The organism is Mycobacterium neumannii (genome assembly GCF_048452905.1).
GTDB lineage: Bacteria > Actinomycetota > Actinomycetes > Mycobacteriales > Mycobacteriaceae > Mycobacterium > Mycobacterium neumannii_B.
Window position 1 is genome coordinate 207,536 of the sequence record NZ_JBCGVF010000003.1, and the last position, 17,989, is coordinate 225,524.

The following is a 17,989-nucleotide window of genomic DNA, read 5'->3' on the forward strand; positions in this document are numbered from 1 at the left end:
CAGGCCCCGCCGCCCTGATGAACTCGATTGAACGCAGTCGGGAAGAACCCGTTTGACGAACTACGTTGAGACCAGGACCCAGCGGGCCACCCCAACCACCCTTGACATCAACCAGTTACGAAGGTGTTGGCACACGACACGCCGCCAGATTACCGCCGTTGCCGCACGCTCGGCCCCGCGCGAGCGTGCGCCTAACGTCGAACCGTGACCACCGATGCTCATCGCAACCGGCCCATGCGTTTCGGGCTGACCGCAGGCCTGCCGCGCTCCGGCGAGCAGATGCGCGCGTTCGCCCGCGCCGTCGAGAGTTCCGGTTTTGACGTCTTGTCGTTCGCCGACCACCTCGTTCCGATGGCGCCGCCGTTCACCAGCGCCGCCGCGGCCGCGATGGCCACCGAGCGGTTGCACGTCGGAACGCTGGTGCTCAACAACGACTTCCGTCATCCCGTCGAAACGGCCCGCGAGGCGGCGGGCCTCGCGCTCGTCTCCGACGGCCGGTTCGAACTGGGCATCGGCGCCGGGCACATGAAGTCCGAGTACGACGCCGCCGGTATTCCGTTCGACGACGGCCGAATCCGCGTGTCGCGGTTGGCCGAGGCGGCCGAGGTGATCCGCGCGCTCCTCGACGGCCGGCCCGTCGATGCCGACCTCCAGCACTACCGGATCCGCTCCGAAGCAGGCCAGCTGCTTCCGGTCCCGCCCTCGCGCGTGCCACTGTTGATCGGCGGCAACGGAACCCGTGTCCTCAAGCTCGCGGGACGGCTCGCCGACATCGTCGGCCTGGCGGGCATCACCCACAACCGCGACGCCACCGCGGTTCGGCTGACGCACTTCGATGCCGACGGACTCGAGAACCGCATCGCCGTGGTGCGCGAGGCCGCAGGCGACCGGTTCGAGCGCATCGAACTCAACGTGCTGATTCACGCCGTCGTGGTGACCGACGAGGCGCATCGGGCCGCCGAACAACTGGCCTCCGCACTTGGCGGCGTCTCCCCCGAGCGCCTGCTGACGTCGCCGTTCGTGCTGATCGGCACGTATGAGCAGATGGCCGAACAGCTCACCGAGCGCCGGCGGCGGTTCGGGGTCAGTTACTGGACCGCCTTCGACGAACTTCCCGGGCGGCCCTCGGCGATGCCGGATATCGCTCAGGTGATCAAGCTGCTGCGCTGAGCGTGTCGAGGAACTGCAGCATCGCGGACACCACGACGTCGGGACGATCTCGCTGCACCCAATGTGCCGCGCCCGCAACCACTTCGAGGCGTACAAACGGGATCAGTTCGGCCGCTGCCCGCGCCGCCGCCACCGGCACGCTGGTGTCCTTGTCTCCGTGGATGATCAACACTGGGTGCGGGAACGTCGCGAGCCGGTCGCGGTAGTCGGTGGTGAGACGATTCCACCGGACCTGATCGCGTTGCCACTGACCGAACGCCTCGAATGCGTGATCCGCTCGGGCGGCCGACAAAATCTCGTCCACCAATTCCGGCGTTCGCGCAGCGGGGTCGCCGATCAGCGCAGGCATTACCCACGCCATGGCACGCCTGCTTCGCCCCGACCACCGGCTCACCGCTCGCAGCAGGCCGGTGCGCACCATGGCCCACGTCAACACCTGCCGGGCACCGGACAGCGGTCCTTCAGACAGCCGGGTCGTGAACCCGTAGCTGCCCAACAGCATTGCCCCCGTGACCTTTTCCGGCCGGCCCACTACGTGCCCGACCGTCATCCCACCACCGAGCGACAAACCGCCGATCGCGTAGCGGTCCAGGTCGAGCGCGTCGACGAACTCGCCGACGTAGCCGACCAACCGATCCTGGGTCGACGGCCACGGCGCCGGCGGGCTGTCGCCGTAGCCTGGATGATCGGGCGCGAGCACGCGGTAACCACCGGCCGCGAGCCGCGGCCCGACGCCACCCCAGGACAGCGACGCGCTGTCCACTCCTCCGCCGTGCAGCAGCACCACCGTCGGCGCGGCGTCGACGCGCTCGGGCGTCCACTCGAGGTAGCTGACCGGCCCCCACGACAGCCCGACCGTCGACCTGACCACCGGTCCTCCTTTGCGATTTCGGTGCCCGCGGGTGCGCGCAGCGCAACCGGCTACACCGAAATCACCGTAGTTACGCGCGGGGGTGGGCCTGGTCGTGGACCGCGCGCAACCGTGCGACCGTGACATGGGTGTATAGCTGCGTGGTGGCCAGCGTGGAATGGCCGAGCAGCTCCTGCACGATACGCAAGTCGGCGCCGCCCTCCAGCAGATGCGTCGCGGCGCTGTGCCGTAACCCGTGCGGCCCGATGTCCGGTGCGCCGTCGACCGCCGCGACGGTCTGGTGCACGACGGTGCGCGCCTGGCGCGGGTCGAGCCGACGACCACGCGCGCCCAGCAGCAGCGCCGGACCCGAGTCCGCGGTCGCCAACGCCGGCCTGCCGCGATCGAGCCACGCCGTCAAGGCCTCCTGCGCGGGCGCACCGAACGGAACCGTCCGTTGTTTGTTGCCCTTGCCGAGAACCCGCAGCAGCCGCCGCGGCATGTCGACGTCGTCGGTGTCGAGCCCGCACAGCTCGCTGACGCGAATTCCGGTGGCGTACAACAACTCCACGATCAATCGGTCGCGCAGCGCCATCGGATCGCCCTGTTCGGCACCCGATTTCGCGGCCGCCATGGCGTCGAGAGCCTGGTCCTCACGCAACACTGCGGGCAGTTCACGGCGGGCCTTCGGTACCTGCAGCCGGGCCGCCGGATCGGTGTCGATCAGGCCGCGCCGCACCGCCCACGCGGCGAACATCTTGACAGCCGACGTGCGCCGGGCCAGCGTCGTGCGGGCGGCGCCGGCGGCGGCTTGCGCGGCCAGCCACGACCGCAGCACCGGCAGACTCAGCGCGTTCAGACCGACGTCGTGTCCGCGCTCGGCCATGAACCCGAACAGCGACCGAAGGTCACAGAGATACGCGCGACGGGTGTGCTCGGAGCGGCCTCGCTCCAGCGCGAGGTACGCGTCGAACTCCTCGAGGACGCCTTCCACGACACCAACCGTCGCAGAGTCCTTCGGCAACGCTCAGGAGACGCGCCGCAGCGTGTCCGGAGTGAGATCGGCGAGGGTGGGATAACCGTCGACGGCCATCGTCAGATCGGCCTCGGCAAGCAGCGATCGCAGCACATGCACGACGCCGTCCTCGCCGCCGAGCGCCAGTCCGTACGCATAGGGCCGTCCGATCCCCACCGCGGTGGCGCCCAGTGCGAGCGCTTTGACGATGTCGGCGCCGCTGCGGATGCCCGAGTCGAACAGCACCGGCAGCCCGTCGGCCGCCTCCACGACCCCGGGTAGGCAGTCAATGGCCGCCAGCCCGCCGTTGGCCTGTCGTCCGCCGTGGTTGGAGCAGTAGATCGCGTCGACGCCGCCGTCCTTGGCGCGCCGCGCGTCGTCGGGATGACAGATGCCCTTGACGATGAGCGGTAGGTCGGTCAGCGAACGCAGCCACGGCAGGTCGTCCCACGTCAGCGGGTTGCCGAAGAGACCCACCCAGTGCATGACGGTGGCCTGCGGGTTTTCCTCGGGCGGCTGCGGCAGTGCGGCGCGGAACACCGGGTCGCTGGTGTAGTTGGCCAGGCAGCTGCCGCGCAGCTGCGGGAAGTTGGACGTCGACAGGTCCCGCGGCCGCCATCCCGGCACCCAGGTGTCCAGGGTGACGATGATCCCCTTGTATCCGGCCGCCTCGGCGCGGTGGACGAGGCTGGCGGCCAACTCCCGGTCGGTCGGCGTGTACAGCTGGAAAAAGCCTGGCGTATCGCCGAATTCGGCGGCGATGTCCTCGAGCGGGTCCTCAGTGAGGGTCGACACGACCATCGGCACACCGGTGCGCGCTGCCGCGCGGGCCGTGACGAGGTCACCGTGCCCGTCCTGCGCGCAGATGCCGATCACGCCGATCGGCGCCATGAACACCGGCGAGGGCAACGCCATGTCGAACAGGTCGACCGAGAGGTCGCGTTCGCGGGTGGCGCGGAACATCCGCGGCATCAAACCCCAGTTGTCGAACGCGGTGCGGTTGAGCCGCTGGGTCCGCTCGTCACCTGCTCCGCCCGCGACGTAGGAGTACACCGACGGCGGCATGGCCGCTTCCGCCTTGGCCTCCCACTGCGCGAACGTCATCGGCAGCTTCGGCACGATGCCGGAGAGGCCTTGCAGGTAGATCTCGAACTGGTAGTTACCGAACGTCATGCGGCAAGCGTGCCAGGCCGCCGGTCAGGTAGCGGATTCGGCCTTGGCGAGCTCGGCCTTCCATTGCCGGAAGGTCTCCTCGGTGCGGCCACGACGCCAATATCCGGAGATCGACGACGCCCATTTGGCCTCGACGCCGCGCTCCTTGCGGATATAGGGCCGCAGGTTGTGCATGACGGCCTGGGCCTCGCCGTGGATGAACACCTGCACCTGCCCGGGCAGCCACGGGGTCTCCTTGACCGCGGCGATCAGCGGAGCGTGGTCACCGGCCTGATCCTCGGGCACCAGGTCGGCACGCCCGCCCCGATAGATCCAGCGCACCTCGACACCGTCGGGCTTCTTCAGCGGGATCTCGTCGTCGGGTCCGGCGACCTCGATGAAGACCCGCCCGATCGCGTTGTCCGGCAGCGCTTCCAGCGCGGCGCTGATCGCGGGCACCGCCGCCTCGTCACCCGCCAACAAATGCCAGTCCGCCGAGGGATCGGGCGCATAGGCGCCGCTGGGACCCATCAGGTAGGCCGGCTGGCCGGGGGTCGCGGCGGTCGCCCAGGGCCCGGCAACACCGTGCTCACCGTGCACCACGAAGTCGATCCAGATCTCGCGGCGCTCGGGATCGACGCTGCGCACGGTGTAGGTGCGCACGGTGGGCCGCCGCTCCGGCGGCAGCGACGCGAACGAGTCGAGTGTCAGCGGCTGGGGCAACTGCGCGACATCGATGCCGGGATCTACGATCACGACCTTGACGTAGGCATCGGTGAACTCGTTCGGGGTGAACGTGTCGAATCCCGATCCGCCGAGAACCAGCCGGATCATGTGCGGTGTCAATTGCTCGGTACGCACCACTTCGAAGGTGTGTATCGGTCGCGCTGCCACGAAGAATCCCTCCAAAACTCGGCCGACCTGGTGATTAGTCGGCCTTATCGACTATACGAGCGGGCCGCGCCGGCTGGGGCCCTACGTTGCGGCGCCCACGCTGGCTGTGACGCACTCCTACCCCTTCCACGCGCGATCAACCGCTTTGTACTTACCTGCGACCAGCCGTCACCCGGCCGCCAGCTTCCACCTCCCGTCCCGGCCGACCACCAGGCCGGACAACTCCAGGTTCACCAGTGGACCCAGCACCTGACGCGCCGGCAGACCGGAGGCCACCGCGACCTCCTCGGCGGTGCGGCCACCCCGGCGCGGAAGCGCGTCGTAGACCCGCTTCTCGATATCGCCGAGCTCGTCGAGCGGTGATGTCGGATGTTGCTCCTCGGGTGCCAGTTCACCCACCCTGCCGACCAATTCAACGACGTCTGCCGCACGCGTCACGATCTGCGCTGCTCCGCTCCGTAGCAGCGAATGGCACCCGACCGACGCTGACGACGTCACCGGCCCTGGCACCGCACACACGGGGCGACCGAGCGTGCGTGCCCAAGCCGCAGTGTTGGCTGCACCGCTTCGCGCGCCCGCCTCGACCACGACGGTCGCCCCGGCCAGTGCGGCCACCAACCGATTACGGGTCAAGAACCGGTGGCGTGCGGGTCGCACGCCGGGCGGGTATTCGCTGAGAAGCAACCCGTGTTCGGCGATGCGCTGCAGCAGCGCGGAATGCCCGGCCGGGTAGGGGACGTCGACGCCACCGGCGAGAACCGCGACGGTCACACCTTCCACAGCCAGCGTCGCGCGATGCGCGGCGCCGTCGATACCGAACGCGCCACCGGACACCACTGCGACGTCGCGCTCCGCCAAGCCGGTCGCGATGTCGCCTGCGACGAATTCGCCGTACATCGTCGCGGCCCTGGTCCCAACGACTGCGGCGGACCGGAAGGCGACCTCGTCGAGCGTCGCGGGCCCGATCGCCCACAGCACCATCGGGGCATGCGCCTGCGACCGTAACCGGGCCGGAGCGCCGCCTCCGAACGCTGCGAACGACAGTAGCGGCCACTCGTCGTCATCGCTGGTGACGAGCCGACCGCCGCGACGGGCTAGCACAGCCAAATCGTCGGCAGCACAGTCGATGTCACGACGGGCCTCGGCGTGCAGGTTGACTTCTTCGCCTGCCGAGCCCTGCCGCACCCGCTCCGCGGCTTCCACCGGGCCCACCCGCGCCACCAGGGCAGTGAGCGCGGGACACGGCGGTTCGACAACCCGCGACAGGTACGCCCATGCTTCGGTGGTTCTGTCGGTCACGGCGCACCTCCGGCCGGTCGGAAGCTCAACGCGGTGGTGACGTCCTCGAGGGTCGGCGATGTCCGGCCCGCAAGGTCACTCAGCGTCCACGCGACCCGCAACGTGCGATCCATGCCGCGGACGCTGAGTGTGCCCCGATTCAACGCCGCCTCGAACGGTTTCATCACAGCCGGGGGCAGCCGGAACTTGCGGCGCAGCAACGAACCGCTGACCTCGACGTTGGTGCCGATGCCGTGTGGCCTCCACCGCTCGGCAGCCGCGGCCCGTGCCGCGGCCACCCGCTCACGCACCACGTCGGTGGACTCACCGTCCTTGGCGACGATCGCGCCCGCGCGTAACGAGTGCATTCGCACGTGAAGATCGACTCGGTCGAGCAGTGGACCGGAGAGCTTGCCGAGATAGCGTCGCTTCTCGTGGCCGGTGCACACGCAGTCCCGCGGGTCGGGGCGGGCACACGGACACGGGTTGGCGGCAAGGATCAGCTGGAACCGTGCGGGATAGCGGGCGACGCCGTCACGGCGAGCAAGGCGGATCTCTCCGTCCTCCAACGGAGTACGCAACGCCTCGAGCACGCTGCTGCCGATCTCGGCACACTCGTCGAGGAACAGCACGCCACGGTGCGCCCGGCTGACCGCACCGGGCCGCGCCATGCCCGAACCGCCGCCGACCATGGCCGCCACGCTCGACGTGTGATGCGGCGCGACGAAGGGCGGCCGGGTGATCAACGGGGCCTCGCCCGAGAGCAGACCCGCCACAGAGTAGATCGCCGTGACCTCGAGCGCCTCGCTCTCCGACAGTGACGGCAGCAGGCCCGGAAGGCGTTGAGCCAGCATCGTTTTCCCGACGCCCGGCGGCCCGGTCAGCATGAGGTGGTGACCGCCCGCCGCCGCCACCTCGACGGCGTACCGCGCCTCGGTTTGGCCAACCACGTCGGTGAGGTCGGCGACGGGCGTGGGCGGCGAGCACGGAGACGCGGTGCGCGGTTCGAGCCGTTGCCCGCCTTCGATCCACGACTTCAACTGGCCCAGCGTGCGAACTCCCCACACCTCGATACCGTCGACCAGGCTGGCCTCGGCGAGGTTCCCGGCGGGGACGACGGCCGCTGGCCAACCTTCCCGCTTGGCGGCCAATACGGCGGGCAGGATCCCCTTGACGGGACGGACCCGTCCATCGAGGGCCAATTCGCCCAGCAGCACGGTCTTTTCGAGTCGAGGCCACCGCTCCTTCGCGCCGGCCGACAGCACCGACATCGCCAAGGCGAGGTCGTAAACCGACCCGACCTTCGGGAGCGTCGCGGGTGAGAGCGCCATCGTCAGCCTTGTCATCGGCCACTCGCAGCGAGAGTTCGTGATCGCGGCTCGAACCCGGTCGCGCGCCTCCTGCAGTGCCGCGTCCGGCAGCCCGACCAAGGTGATGCTCGGCAGACCGGAACCGATGTGAGACTCGATCTCGACGATCTGGCCGTCGAGCGCGGTCACCGCGACCGAATACGCCCGCCCCAGTGACATCTACCCCACCCCCTGGATGTGGGTGATCTCCGGGCTGCGGCGCCGGCCGATCCGCACCCCGACGACGTCGATGCGCACCTGCGACCATGCGGTCTGCTGGGCGGCCAGCCACAACCCGGCGAGCCGCCGCAACCGACGCACCTTCTGCGGGGTCACAGCCTCCTCGACCCCGCCGAACCGCTCGCTGGTGCGGGTCTTCACCTCCACGAAGACCGCGATGCGTGCCGAGTCGTCGACCGCGATCACGTCCAGCTCGCCGTACCGGCACCGCCAGTTGCGCTCGAGCACCCGAAGCCCCAGCGACCGCAGGTGGTCGACCGCGAGTTGCTCTCCCAGCGCGCCGATCTCGGCACGAGTCCATGAGTTCATGGCACCACCGTCGAGCAGGTGACCGACACATCGGCGCGTCCGGCGTCCGTGACGTCCAGTCATCCCCAACCCCCGCTTCATTCACAGCTCGAGCCGGCGCTGTTTCGTCGACGTCAAAATGGGGGTACACGCCGGCATGACCGACAACTCGTTACACGGAGTCGCCGACCGGGCGACCGACAGCGATGCGTTCGAATACACCGCGCGTGCCGGTTTCGCGATCAGCGGCGTGCTGCATCTGCTCGTCGGCTATCTGATACTGCGCATCGCCTTGGGATCCGGTGGCAACGCCGACCAGTCGGGGGCGCTGGCTACATTGGCGCAACAGACGGGCGGCGCAGTGCTCCTGTGGGTTGTGGCCGCCGGACTGCTGGCACTCGGGCTGTGGCGCGTCGCCGAGGCGATCGTCGGCCCGAGGCCGGGTGAGGGCTCGGGCCGCTTCCGCGATGACACACCGGCCTGGAAGCGCGTGAAATCGCTCGGCCTTGCAGCCGTCAACTTCGCGATCGCCTTCTCGGCGGCCCGCTTCGCCATGGGCAGCGGCCAGCAGAGTTCTCAACAGAACGCCGGCCTGTCCGCGCAGATGATGCAATCCGGTTGGGGCAAGGCCGTGTTGATCGCGGTCGGCCTGGGCCTGATCGTCGTCGGCGGCTACCACGTCTACAAGGGCGTGACGAAGAAGTTCTTCAGAGACCTGCGCGCGTCCGGCGGCACCGGCGTCACCGCCGTGGGCATCGCGGGTTACACCGCCAAGGGACTGGTCCTCGCGGGCGCGGGTGTGCTGGTGATGGTGGCCACGCTGCAGGCCGACCCCGCCAAGGCGACCGGATTCGACGCGGCGGTCAAGACGCTCGGGCAGGCACCGTTCGGCAAGTTCCTTCTCATCCTCGCCGCGATCGGCATCGCCGCGTTCGGCGTCTACAACTTCGTCCGGGCCCGGTCCGGGCGGTTGTGAACTATTCGCCCATCGTCTCGAACAGCATCGCCAGCTGTCCGGGGCTGACGGCGATACCGCACTGCGCGCGCATATCGGTCAACGGTGCGGCGATCCCCCGCAGGTCGAGGTACTCGTTGGGATGCGCGGTGAAATAAGCCCGCACGTTGGTAAGCGCGACGTCCGGCGGCTGCGTCGCCGCGGCGGTCAGCACCTCGTTGGCGCCCGGATGCGACTCCAGATAGCCGCCCGCCTGGCTGAGCACGCCGCTCGCCGTCGTGGCCAACCCGCCGGCCGTACACGGCGCGGCACTCGCCACCGGGACGGCACCCAGGACACCGGCCGCCACCAGCGCCGCGGCGCAAACCGGTACCGAACGCTTGAATGTGGTCATCTCGTCCGTCCTCGGCCTCGGTACCGCAGGGCCGGCGCCCCCGAATGAGGCAAACGTACCCCGCATGCGGCGACGCGGCGGCGCTGTGCCGAAACGGGGCGAGACCCCGGCGGGCGGCCGCCACGGCCCGATCGATCCACACCCGCCTCAACGGATCACGACAGGGTATGTTCGTTAGGCAAACCTCAGCTAATGATTACGGCCTGACCTGCACGTACCGCGAAAGGATCCCCTGTATGCGATCACGGTGGAGGCGGATCGCCGCCGTCCTGTCAACCCTCGCCCTGGCAGCCGGCGTCAGCGCGTGCTCGGATGGGGGCCAGAGCGACGAACTGCTGATCTACAACGCCCAGCACGAGTCGCTGACCAAGGAATGGATCGACGCCTTCACCAAGGAGACCGGGATCAAGGTGACCTACCGCCAAGGCGGTGACACCGAACTCGGCAACCAGCTGGTGGCCGAAGGGAAAGCATCGCCCGCCGACGTCTTTCTGACGGAGAACTCCCCGGCGATGGCCGCGGTCGAGCGCGCCGGACTGTTCGCCGACCTCGAATCCGAGACCCTCGAGCAGGTGCCGCCGCAGTACCGTCCGCCCACCGGCAAGTGGACCGGGGTGGCCGCGCGCAGCACCGTGTTCGTCTACAACACCTCGAGACTGCAGCCCGACCAGCTGCCGAAGTCGCTGCTCGACCTGCAGCAACCGGAATGGAAGGGCCGCTGGGGAGCGCCTCCGACCAAGGCCGACTTCCAGGCGATCGTCTCGGCGCTGCTCCAACTGAAGGGCGAGCCCGCGACCGCTCAGTGGTTGGCGGCGATGAAGGCCAATGCCAAGCTCTACAGCGACAACATCGCCACGCTCAAGGCGGTCAACGCCGGTGAAGTCGACGGTGGAGTGATCTACCACTACTACTGGTTCCGCGATCAGGCGAAGACCAAAGAGATGAGCGGCAACACCGCCCTGCACTATTTCAAGAACCAGGATCCCGGCGCCTTCGTCAGCCTCTCCGGTGCTGGGGTGCTCGCCTCGACCGACCGGATGGACCAGGCGCAGCAGTTCGTCCGGTTCGTCACCGGCAAGGCCGGCCAAGAGGTGCTCGAGAAGGGCACATCGTTCGAATACCCCGTCGCCAGTGGCGTGCCCGCCAACCCCGCCCTGCCCCCGCTGGACACGCTGCAGGCGCCGAACGTCAACCCGTCCAACCTCGACGCTCAGAAGGTCACCGATCTGATGACGAAAGCCGGCTTGTTGTAGGTGGTCGCCGCCGCTCCCCCCGTCCCCCCACCCGCGGCACCGGTGTCGCGGCCGAACAAGGCGGCCCGGCCCGGCCCGCTGGTCTCGGCCACGGTCGCGATCCTGGTGGCGGCCACCTGCATTCCGCTGGGATATGTGGCGTGGGCGACGATTTCGGTGGGGTGGACGCGGGCGTACGACCTCGTGGTGCGCCCACGCGTCGGTGAACTGCTCCTCAACACGGTCGCACTGGTTCTCATCACCGTTCCGCTGTGCGTGTTGATCGGCATCGGCGCAGCGTGGCTGGTGGAGCGTACGGACCTTCCCGGCCGGACACTCTGGCGGCCGCTCTTCGTTGCGCCGCTGGCCGTTCCGGCGTTCGTCAACAGTTATGCCTGGGTCGGGGTGTTCCCGTCACTGCACGGCCTGACGGCGGGCGTGCTGGTCACCACGCTGTCCTACTTCCCGTTCACGTACCTGCCGGTCGCCGCGACGCTGCGACGGCTCGATCCCGCCGTCGAGGAATCGGCCAGGGCGCTGGGATCCGGTTCGGCGGGGGTGTTTCTGCGCGTCACGCTTCCGCAGCTGCGGCTGGCCATCCTGGGGGGTTCGCTGTTGGTGGGGTTGCATCTTCTCGCGGAGTTCGGTGCGTTTGCGATGTTGCGGTTCGACACCTTCACCGTCGCGATCTTCCAGCAGTTCCAGGCCACCTTCGACGGAGCGGCGGGCAGCATGCTGGCCGGTGTGCTCGTGCTCCTGTGCCTGGCGCTGCTGGTCGTCGAGGCCGCCGCGCGCGGAAACGCCCGGTTCGCCAGAATCGGCTCAGGTGCGCAGCGTGCGGGCGCACCGATCCACCTGCGCCACAGCGTGATTCCAGCCACGCTCGCTCTGACTGCGTTGGCCGTGCTGGCCATCGGGGTGCCCGTCGGCACGATCGTGCGGTGGCTGTGGCTGGGGGGCGCCGACGTCTGGATCGTCGATGACATCCTCTCCGCGCTGGGTCAGACCGTCGGATTGGCTTCGGCCGCAGCAGTCGTGACGACCGTGCTCGCGTTCCCGGTCGCCTGGGTGGCGGTGCGCTCGACCGGCGTCCTCGCCCGCGTCGTGGAAGGCGCGAACTACGTGACCAGTTCGCTGCCCGGCATCGTCACGGCACTGGCGCTGGTGACCTTCACGATTCACTTCGTGCGACCCCTCTACCAGAGCGTGACGTTGATCGTCTTCGCCTACGTTCTGCTGTTCATGCCCCGAGCGCTGGTCAACGTCCGGGCCGGCCTCGCTCAGGTCCCGCCGAGCCTGGAGGAGGCGGCCCGGTCGCTGGGCAGTTCGCCGACCGCGACGTTCTTCCGGGTGACGCTGCGACTGACCGCCCCCGCCGCTGCCGCAGGTGCCTCGCTCGTGTTCGTCGCGGTGGCAACCGAACTGACGGCAACCCTGCTGCTCGCGCCTACCGGGACCCGGACGCTGGCGATGATGTTCTGGTCGTTCTCCAGCGAGCTCGACTACGCGGCCGCGGCACCCTACGCCTTGGTGCTCGTGGTCCTCGCCATACCGGTGACCTTGCTGCTGTATCGGCAGTCGACGAGGGCGGCGGCACTGTGAGCGTCGTCGAAATACACGGCCTGGCCAAGGCTTTCAACGGTCACGTGGTGCTGGATCACGTCGACCTGGAATTAGAGGCGAGCACCATCACCGCGGTGGTCGGGGCGTCGGGGTGCGGCAAGACCACGCTGCTTCGGCTGATCGCCGGCTTCGAGGCACCCGACGACGGGACGATCGTGATCAGCGGCCGCCAGGTGGCCGGCCCGGGCGGTGCCGTCGCACCGCATCGGCGCGCGGTCGGATACGTGGCCCAGGACGGCGCACTGTTCCCACATCTGACCGTGGGCCAGAACATCGCATACGGACTGAACGGATCGCTGCGGCGGGCCGAGATCCGCGCCAAGGTCGGTGAATTGCTCGAGACGGTCTCGCTGGAGCCCGCCTTCGCATCACGACGACCACACGAACTGTCGGGCGGCCAACAGCAGCGGGTGGCCCTTGCGCGGGCGCTCGCCCGCAAGCCGGTCGTGATGCTGCTCGACGAGCCCTTCAGCGCCCTCGACACGGGGCTGCGCGCGTCAACACGTAAAGCTGTGGCCCGCTTGCTTATCGATGCCGGGGTCACCACGCTGCTGGTCACTCACGACCAGGAGGAGGCGCTTTCGGTCGCCGACCAGGTCGCTGTGATGCGCGACGGGCGGTTCACTCAGGTGGGACCACCACAACAGGTGTACCGGCATCCGGCCGACCATTTCACCGCCGCCTTTCTCGGCGACTGCATATCGCTGCCGTGCACGGTCATCGACGGCGTCGCCGAGTGCGCGCTGGGGCGAATCCCCCTGCACGGTACCCAAATCCGTGCGACGGGTCCGGCCACGCTGCTTCTGCGGCCCGAACAGCTTGTCGCGACTACGGTTTCGGACACCGAGCGGCTCGAGGGCGTCGGTACCGTGTTGGCGGTCGAGTTTCTCGGCCACGACGTGCTGTTGACCGTCGACCCGGCCGGCGGCGCGGACCCGATCATCGTGCGTCAGCACAGCATCGATCCCCCCCAGGTCGACGCCAAGGTCCACATCCAAGTAGTGGGAAGCGGAGTGGCGCTGTGACGAACCCGCTGATCGAGCACCTGCGCGGCTACGGCGACAACGTCGCGGTGCACACCGATACCCAGCGCCTGACCTATGCCGCGCTGGCCGACCGAGTCGCGGCCGCGATGATCGACCTCGGCCAGAGCAGGCGCCTCGTGCTGCTCGAAACACGCAACGACATCGACACGCTCGTGCACTATTTCGCTGCGCTCGCCGCTGACCATGTGGTGTTGGCTGTCCCAGCCGGGCGGGAACACTCGACGATCCTGCGCACCTACCACCCCGACACCGTCATCGCCGACGGAGTGATCCACCATCGCCGCAGCGCCGGCGGGCACCGCTTGCACGAGGACCTGGCGATGCTGATGTCCACGTCCGGCACCACCGGCTCGCCGAAGCTCGTCCGACTCTCCCGCGGCAACCTACTGTCCAATGCCTGCGCGATCGCCGACTACCTCGACATCGGCGAAACTGACCGTGCGGCGACCACCCTGCCGATGTCGTACTGCTATGGGCTCTCGGTCGTCAACAGTTACCTGCTCCGCGGCGCCGGCCTGATTCTCACCGATCGCTCGGTGACCGACGATCGGTTCTGGGACCTGTTCCGCCGCCGTCGCGGCACCTCGTTCGCGGGCGTGCCCTACACGTTCGAACTGCTCGAGCGGATCAAGTTCGACAAGATGGACCTGCCGGACCTGAGGTACGTGACGCAGGCCGGCGGACACATGCCTGCCGAGCGGGTCCGACGGTTCGCAGACCTTGCCCGCAGCCACGGCTGGCAACTGTTCGTCATGTACGGAGCCACCGAGGCGACCGCGCGAATGGCCTATCTGCCACCGGAACACGCGCTGTCACGGCCCGAGGCCATCGGGCGGCCGATACCGGGCGGTTCGTTCACGATCGAACCGAGCGGCGAAGGCACCGACGACGCGGTCGGCGAACTCGTCTACCGCGGACCCAACGTGATGATGGGCTATGCCCGCGGCCCCGCCGACCTGGCCCTGGGCAAGACCGTCGAATCGTTGCACACCGGCGACCTCGCCCGCCGCGCTCCCGACGGGCTCTACGAAATCGTGGGGCGCACCAGCCGGTTCGTCAAAATGTACGGCTTGCGCGTCGATCTGCAGCGCATCGAGTCCGCGTTAAGCGCCCGCGGTATCACCGCGTTCTGCACCGACGACGACCGCCTCGTCGTCGCGGCGGCCGGCGCGCACAGCGACCGCGACGTCCAACGCATCGCGGCCGAGGCCGCCGGTGTGCCCACGTCGGCCGTGCGCGCGGTCGCGGTGGACGAACTGCCGCTGCTGGAGTCCGGTAAACCCGACTACCAAACCGTCCGCGAACTCGCACGGGGCCCAGACGCGACGTCGACGGCCGACCTGCGCGACGTGTTCGCCGACGTGTTGCAGCTCGACCCGGCTGCGGTCGACCGGGACGCGAGCTTCGTGGACCTGGGCGGGAATTCGCTGTCCTACGTGGCGATGTCGGTGCGTCTGGAGCGAGCGCTCGGGCAGTTGCCCGCCGAATGGCAGCAGCGGCCGCTTCGCGAACTCGAGAGGTTGGTCAAGCGGCCGCGAACGCGGTGGCGGCTGTGGGACGCGACGCTGGAGACCAGCGTGGCGTTGCGGGCCGTCGCGATCATTCTGATCGTCGGTTCGCATGCCGAGTTGTTCGAGCTGTGGGGCGGCGCGCATCTGCTGCTCGGCATCGCCGGATACAACTTCGGCCGGTTCTGCCTGACACCGGTGTCGCGCACCAAGCGAGTGCGCCACCTGCGAAACACCATCGGCTGGATCGCGGTGCCTTCGGTGCTGTGGGTGGGCATCGTCCTGCTGTGGACGTCGGACTACACCTGGACGAACCTGTTGCTGGCCAACAAATTTCTCGGTCCGCACGACAGCATGACCGCAGGCCGCCTGTGGTTCGTCGAGGTTCTGGTGTGGACGCTGGTCGGATTGACGCTGCTGTTCTGCATCCCGGCGGTGGACCGGGTCGAACGCCGACGTCCGTTCGCGCTCGCCGTGGTGTTCCTGGTCTCCGGGTTGGCGTTGCGCTACGACGTGCTCGGGCTGGACATGGGCCGGGATGCCTGGTTCACGATGCTCGCGTTCTGGTTCTTCGCGATCGGTTGGGCGGCCTCGAAAGCCGGCACGACCCTGCAGCGCGTGCTGCTGACGGTGGTTCTGGCGGTGGCGCTGTACGGCTACTTCGACAGCACGCTGCGAGAGCTTCTCGTATTCGGCGGTCTCGCCCTGGTGATCTGGCTGCCGACCATCCGCTGTCCCGCGGCGCTGACCGTCGCGGCAGGCATTCTCGCCGAGGCCTCGCTCTACATCTACCTCGTCCACTACCAGGTGTATGCGATGTTCCCCGGGCACCCCGCCGTCGGCGTGATGGCCTCGCTCGCCGTCGGCATCCTGCTCACGTATCTGGTGACGATGACACGCCGACTGCTGCGGGTACGCCGCAGGCAGCGCGCCTCGGCAAGGCTCAGTCCCGCTCCGCGATGAGACCCTCCTGCGCCAGCGTGGCGCCGATGACGCCGTCGGCGCGGATCAGGCTCGCCGTGACGACGCCCCGACCCCGTGCTGCGGCGGGCGACGTCGACTCCAGCAGGTTCCACTGATCGGCGAATACCGGTTGGTGAAACCAGATCGACGAATCCGTGGTGCCGCTGCGGTGCGTTCGCGCCCGCATCGAATGGCCGTGAACCTGTAGCGCGGGATCGATCATGTACACGTCGCACACATAGACCGCGATCAGGGTGTGCAGGATCGGATCGTCCGGGACGGGCACCGTCGCGCGCCACCAGAGACGGCGGACGAACTCGCCTGAGGAGCCGTCGTCGAAGATCCTGATATCGAGTTCCTCGAGCGGCATCGACGGTGCTGGCCCGGCCGGACCGGTGCGCGGCAAGGACTGCGGATCGTACAGCGCCGCGAGTCGACGCCCGTGCTCCGGACCACGCATCGGCACCGCGAACGACACCGTCGCCGTCGTCAAAAGCCGTGTCTGCTGCCGGGATTCGACACGGCGCGCCGAGGACGTGCGGCCGTCGAACACGCGTGCAACGCTGTACTCGACCACGTCACCCGCCTCCCCGCCGCGCAGGAACTGCAGGTGCAGGTTGGTGGGCAGCCGGTCCACATCGACGGTGCGGCAGGCAGCTGCCAGGCTCTGCGCGACGAACTGACCGCCGTAGGCGCGTTTGCCCGCAGGGCCGCTCGCCGGCCCGATCCAGCTGTCGGTTTCGGTTCCCGAGCGCAACTCGAGCAGGTCGAGCAGCCTGCTCATCCAGCGCGTCCCGTTGCCACAGCACCCGAGGCGACCAGGCCGTCGACCTGCTCGACGGTCAATCCCAGCCACTCACCCAACACGCCGACGGTGTCGTCCCCCAGCGCCGGCGACGCGACCGCCGGCGGGTACTGCCCGCCGATCGAAATCGGAAGTCCCGGCGCCAGATAGGTGCCGATTCGTGGCTGGTCGAGCGAGGTGAACAACGGGTTGGCGGTGACCTTGTCCTCGGTGGTCGCCTCGGCGAAGGTGCGGTAGCGCTCCCACAGCACCGAGGTGGCCGACAGCGCTGTGGCGATCTCGTCGGCGGTGTGCGCGGTGAACCATTCGGCGAACAATCCGCTCAACGCATCGCGGTGCACGAACCTCTGCCCTTCGTCGGAGAAGTCGACACCGACCGTTTCTGCCAGCGCGGCAACCGCTTTCGTCGTGCCGGTGAGCTCGGTGAGGTCGCCGAAATGCCGGCCGGTCAACGCGACGACCATGAACGACACCCCGTCGCTGCTGACGAAGTCCTGGCCGTACTGGCCGTACACCGAGTTGCCGATGCGTTCGCGTGCGGTGCCGTTGACCATGACCTCGGTGAAGAAGCCAAGGTTGCCGGCCGTCGCCAGGGCGACGTTCTCCAGCGGGATGCCGATTCGCTGGCCTTGTCCTGTCGCGTCGCGGTGCCGCAGCGCGGTCACGACGGCCAGTGCGGTGTACAGCCCGCATGCGACGTCCCACGCGGGGAGCACGTGGTTCACGGGTGTGGCAAGTTCGGCTGGGCCGGTGACCAGAGGGAAACCGAGACCCGCGTTGACCGTGTAGTCGACCCCGGTGCCGCCGTCGGCGCGACCGGAGACCTCGACGTGGATCAGGTCGTCTCGCAACTCCTTGAGGACGTCGTACGAATGCCACTCGCGCCCGGCGACATTGGTGATCAGGACCCCACTGCCGGCGATGAGCCGCTTGATCACGTCCTGCCCCTCGGCGGAGCGCACGTCGGCGGCCACCGATCGTTTGCCCTTGTTCAGGCCCGCCCAGTAGATGCTTTCGCCGTCGTCGGTGACGGGCCATCGGCGGTAGTCGGCGGCGCCGCCGATCGGATCGACACGCGTCACCTCCGCCCCCAGTTGGGCCAGCGTCATCCCGGCCAACGGGACGGCGACGAAGCTGGAGATCTCGACAATACGCACGCCGGCCAGTGGCCGCGTCGCCTCGGATGTGCTGGTCATCGGGGTCAGTGTAGGCAGCGGGCGCGCCGTG

16 protein-coding genes are annotated in these 17,989 nt (G+C 68.7%); 6 read left to right on the forward strand and 10 right to left on the reverse strand.

Annotated elements, in window-relative coordinates; translation table 11 throughout:
• Positions 1 to 234: 234 nt before the first annotated feature.
• On the forward strand, positions 235 to 1,170 hold the full coding sequence (locus AAHH99_RS07220) for an LLM class F420-dependent oxidoreductase (protein ID WP_418769542.1): 936 nt from the start codon (positions 235 to 237) through the stop codon (positions 1,168 to 1,170).
• On the opposite strand, the gene AAHH99_RS07225 is transcribed toward AAHH99_RS07220, so the two are convergent.
• From AAHH99_RS07225 to AAHH99_RS07255, 7 genes are all read right to left on the reverse strand, one after another.
• On the reverse strand, positions 1,154 to 2,041 hold the full coding sequence (locus AAHH99_RS07225; protein ID WP_418768052.1) for an alpha/beta fold hydrolase: 888 nt from the start codon (positions 2,039 to 2,041) through the stop codon (positions 1,154 to 1,156). The two genes, AAHH99_RS07220 and AAHH99_RS07225, sit on opposite strands and share 17 nt — an antisense overlap.
• A 70-nt stretch (positions 2,042 to 2,111) precedes the next feature.
• Positions 2,112 to 3,014, reverse strand: a complete 903-nt coding sequence (locus AAHH99_RS07230; RefSeq protein ID WP_418768053.1) for a tyrosine recombinase XerC — start codon at positions 3,012 to 3,014, stop codon at positions 2,112 to 2,114.
• 33 nt (positions 3,015 to 3,047) lie between these two features.
• Complete coding sequence (locus tag AAHH99_RS07235; RefSeq protein WP_418768054.1) at positions 3,048 to 4,208, reverse strand: lactate 2-monooxygenase; 1,161 nt, start codon at positions 4,206 to 4,208, stop codon at positions 3,048 to 3,050.
• A gap of 24 nt (positions 4,209 to 4,232) precedes the next feature.
• Positions 4,233 to 5,081: a siderophore-interacting protein gene (locus tag AAHH99_RS07240; protein WP_418768055.1), complete on the reverse strand. Its 849-nt coding sequence runs from the start codon at positions 5,079 to 5,081 to the stop codon at positions 4,233 to 4,235.
• Positions 5,082 to 5,249: 168 nt separating this feature from the next.
• Positions 5,250 to 6,380: a DNA-processing protein DprA gene (gene dprA, locus AAHH99_RS07245; protein ID WP_418768056.1), complete on the reverse strand. Its 1,131-nt coding sequence runs from the start codon at positions 6,378 to 6,380 to the stop codon at positions 5,250 to 5,252.
• Positions 6,377 to 7,888: a YifB family Mg chelatase-like AAA ATPase gene (locus AAHH99_RS07250; RefSeq protein ID WP_418768057.1), complete on the reverse strand. Its 1,512-nt coding sequence runs from the start codon at positions 7,886 to 7,888 to the stop codon at positions 6,377 to 6,379. Before AAHH99_RS07250 ends, dprA begins: the two co-directional genes overlap by 4 nt.
• Positions 7,889 to 8,257: a YraN family protein gene (locus AAHH99_RS07255; RefSeq protein ID WP_418768058.1), complete on the reverse strand. Its 369-nt coding sequence runs from the start codon at positions 8,255 to 8,257 to the stop codon at positions 7,889 to 7,891. It abuts the gene before it with no gap.
• Between the two features lie 136 nt (positions 8,258 to 8,393).
• On the opposite strand from AAHH99_RS07255, the gene AAHH99_RS07260 reads away from it, so the two are divergent.
• Complete coding sequence (locus tag AAHH99_RS07260; protein WP_418768059.1) at positions 8,394 to 9,212, forward strand: DUF1206 domain-containing protein; 819 nt, start codon at positions 8,394 to 8,396, stop codon at positions 9,210 to 9,212.
• Position 9,213: 1 nt separating this feature from the next.
• Here the strand turns inward: AAHH99_RS07260 and AAHH99_RS07265 are convergent, their stop codons facing one another.
• Positions 9,214 to 9,585, reverse strand: coding sequence for a heme-binding protein (locus tag AAHH99_RS07265; protein ID WP_418768060.1), 372 nt, complete (start codon positions 9,583 to 9,585; stop codon positions 9,214 to 9,216).
• Positions 9,586 to 9,821: 236 nt separating this feature from the next.
• On the opposite strand from AAHH99_RS07265, the gene AAHH99_RS07270 reads away from it, so the two are divergent.
• From AAHH99_RS07270 to AAHH99_RS07285, 4 genes are read left to right on the forward strand one after another with little or no spacing between them, the layout of a single operon-like run.
• On the forward strand, positions 9,822 to 10,838 hold the full coding sequence (locus AAHH99_RS07270) for an iron ABC transporter substrate-binding protein (RefSeq protein ID WP_418768061.1): 1,017 nt from the start codon (positions 9,822 to 9,824) through the stop codon (positions 10,836 to 10,838).
• On the forward strand, positions 10,839 to 12,419 hold the full coding sequence (locus AAHH99_RS07275) for an ABC transporter permease (RefSeq protein WP_418768062.1): 1,581 nt from the start codon (positions 10,839 to 10,841) through the stop codon (positions 12,417 to 12,419).
• Positions 12,416 to 13,465, forward strand: coding sequence for an ABC transporter ATP-binding protein (locus AAHH99_RS07280; protein ID WP_418768063.1), 1,050 nt, complete (start codon positions 12,416 to 12,418; stop codon positions 13,463 to 13,465). Before AAHH99_RS07275 ends, AAHH99_RS07280 begins: the two co-directional genes overlap by 4 nt.
• On the forward strand, positions 13,462 to 15,957 hold the full coding sequence (locus AAHH99_RS07285) for an AMP-binding protein (RefSeq protein ID WP_418768064.1): 2,496 nt from the start codon (positions 13,462 to 13,464) through the stop codon (positions 15,955 to 15,957). Before AAHH99_RS07280 ends, AAHH99_RS07285 begins: the two co-directional genes overlap by 4 nt.
• On the opposite strand, the gene AAHH99_RS07290 is transcribed toward AAHH99_RS07285, so the two are convergent.
• Positions 15,938 to 16,741, reverse strand: coding sequence for an acyl-CoA thioesterase (locus AAHH99_RS07290; protein WP_418768065.1), 804 nt, complete (start codon positions 16,739 to 16,741; stop codon positions 15,938 to 15,940). The two genes, AAHH99_RS07285 and AAHH99_RS07290, sit on opposite strands and share 20 nt — an antisense overlap.
• The gene (locus AAHH99_RS07295; RefSeq protein ID WP_418768066.1) at positions 16,738 to 17,958 is read right to left on the reverse strand and encodes a CoA transferase; all 1,221 of its coding nucleotides are present in this window, start codon (positions 17,956 to 17,958) and stop codon (positions 16,738 to 16,740) included. Before AAHH99_RS07295 ends, AAHH99_RS07290 begins: the two co-directional genes overlap by 4 nt.
• Positions 17,959 to 17,989: the final 31 nt, after the last annotated feature.

Coding starts and splice junctions, on each gene's coding strand:
- AAHH99_RS07270 (WP_418768061.1), top strand. CDS start 9,822: ATGCGATCACGGTGGAGGCGGATCGCCGCCGTCCTGTCAACCCTCGCC.
- AAHH99_RS07290 (WP_418768065.1), bottom strand. CDS start 16,741: ATGAGCAGGCTGCTCGACCTGCTCGAGTTGCGCTCGGGAACCGAAACC.
- AAHH99_RS07265 (WP_418768060.1), bottom strand. CDS start 9,585: ATGACCACATTCAAGCGTTCGGTACCGGTTTGCGCCGCGGCGCTGGTG.
- AAHH99_RS07260 (WP_418768059.1), top strand. CDS start 8,394: ATGACCGACAACTCGTTACACGGAGTCGCCGACCGGGCGACCGACAGC.
- AAHH99_RS07295 (WP_418768066.1), bottom strand. CDS start 17,958: ATGACCAGCACATCCGAGGCGACGCGGCCACTGGCCGGCGTGCGTATT.
- AAHH99_RS07235 (WP_418768054.1), bottom strand. CDS start 4,208: ATGACGTTCGGTAACTACCAGTTCGAGATCTACCTGCAAGGCCTCTCC.
- AAHH99_RS07220 (WP_418769542.1), top strand. CDS start 235: ATGCGTTTCGGGCTGACCGCAGGCCTGCCGCGCTCCGGCGAGCAGATG.
- AAHH99_RS07255 (WP_418768058.1), bottom strand. CDS start 8,257: ATGAACTCATGGACTCGTGCCGAGATCGGCGCGCTGGGAGAGCAACTC.
- AAHH99_RS07250 (WP_418768057.1), bottom strand. CDS start 7,888: ATGTCACTGGGGCGGGCGTATTCGGTCGCGGTGACCGCGCTCGACGGC.